At 34.7% G+C, this 1,428-nt stretch carries 2 protein-coding genes; both read left to right on the top strand.

From position 1 onward, the window contains the following. Positions 1-103: 103 nt before the first annotated feature. Positions 104-625 carry a hypothetical protein gene (locus MJD61_03400; GenBank protein MCG8554321.1) on the top strand — a complete coding sequence of 174 codons (522 nt, stop codon included), beginning with the start codon at positions 104-106 and terminating at the stop codon, positions 623-625. Positions 626-649: 24 nt separating this feature from the next. Continuing rightward, positions 650-889 carry a hypothetical protein gene (locus tag MJD61_03395; GenBank protein ID MCG8554320.1) on the top strand — a complete coding sequence of 80 codons (240 nt, stop codon included), beginning with the start codon at positions 650-652 and terminating at the stop codon, positions 887-889. Positions 890-1,428: the final 539 nt, after the last annotated feature.

Genomic DNA, 1,428 nt, shown 5'->3' with positions numbered 1-1,428 from the left:
TGCGTTATAAGGATGAGAGTGTGAGGGAAAGGTAGATAATGAAATTTAGAATTGAAAGATAAATTAACTATTAATATTTCTTGGTAAATAAAGGAAATGAAACATGACTGCAATACTAACTAATGAGTCTTCAAAAACTTTTAATAGAGTAAATGGGATCTGGTTCATTACAATCTTAACGGTTGGTTTATTATCAGAATATTTAAAACTGTCTTTAACAGGAATTTATGTGTTTGACATTATATCTAATATAGTTCCTTCAATTGATCGCGTCTCTTCCAAGTCTAATTATTATCATTCATTGCGAATTGTATGGTTTTATTTATTGTTTTCTTCACCTATTGTTTTTTGGCTTAGATGGAAGAGAACTGAGATTAATTATGAATCTGTAAATGCTATTAGCTGGATTCTATTTCCCATAATACTTTTTGTGTCTTTTTCTATATGTTTTACAGGTTCAGTTATATGGTGGGTTGAAAGTATTGGTACAGGTTCTGGTCGATGGGCACTTTGGTTTAGAGAATCATTAATAGGTGCCATTTTGATCTCAGGTATTTTTTGGTATGTCTTTACTGAAATGTTATTGCTTTTATTAAAAATGCTAATTCATACTTTATTCAAATAAATATAGTACAAAAGGAGATGTAAAATGTCTGATCCAAATAATCAAGATGATTTGTCACTAGTCAAAGAATATAGTTTAGAAGCAACGAGTATTTATTCTGATTTTGCCGCTGTTGCAGGATTGGTAATACAAGAACAAGGTTTAAATCAGCAGCAAGCTGCCGAAGAAATTGTCCGAAATTTAGCTCTTGCTGCTGCAAGGAATAGGGGACAGACCACATTTTTAGGGAGACCCATAAAGGAAAACAAAAGTAATGTTCTATAAAATACAATGAATAAAACGTGGTCTGCCCCATATTATTTGGTCAAAAGGGTCAGTGTCGATCGATATTAAGCAATCTATATTAACAGGACGCATGAGAATTAAAGCGGGAGCGATAACTTGTTAAATCGCCTTGATAGGGAACTGTTATACAAGAAGTGTATCACTATGCCTCGTAAGCTCCGTTTTGTCCTGCCCGGTGAACCGCAACATGTCATCATTAAAGATTCAGGACTTGATCCTGACGACTATTATAAATACCCCAAATTGGGGCGATAGAAAATTAAAACAATGGTGACAACAACATGCGATCAATCGACACTGACCCTTTTGGTGCTGTCAAACTGCATTACAGCAGTGTGAGCAAGATAGTTAAACGGTATGAGAAAGAGAAGAGGGAGAAGGGATGAACACTCAATTCAATATTCAAGACCTGACCCTGTTTACCTGGAAAAAAATAACATGAAGTTTATCGATATATTTAACCCGCTCAATTGGTTACCGCGTTGGTTGCGTTGGTCATTGTTGCTGGGTTTGTTTGT

Source organism: Pseudomonadota bacterium (genome assembly GCA_022361155.1).
Taxonomy (GTDB): Bacteria; Myxococcota_A; Polyangia; order Polyangiales; family JAKSBK01; genus JAKSBK01.
Note: the sequence above shows the minus strand (reverse complement) of the source record. Positions and strands in the feature narration are given on the sequence as shown.

Coding starts and splice junctions, on each gene's coding strand:
- MJD61_03395 (MCG8554320.1), top strand. CDS start 650: ATGTCTGATCCAAATAATCAAGATGATTTGTCACTAGTCAAAGAATAT.
- MJD61_03400 (MCG8554321.1), top strand. CDS start 104: ATGACTGCAATACTAACTAATGAGTCTTCAAAAACTTTTAATAGAGTA.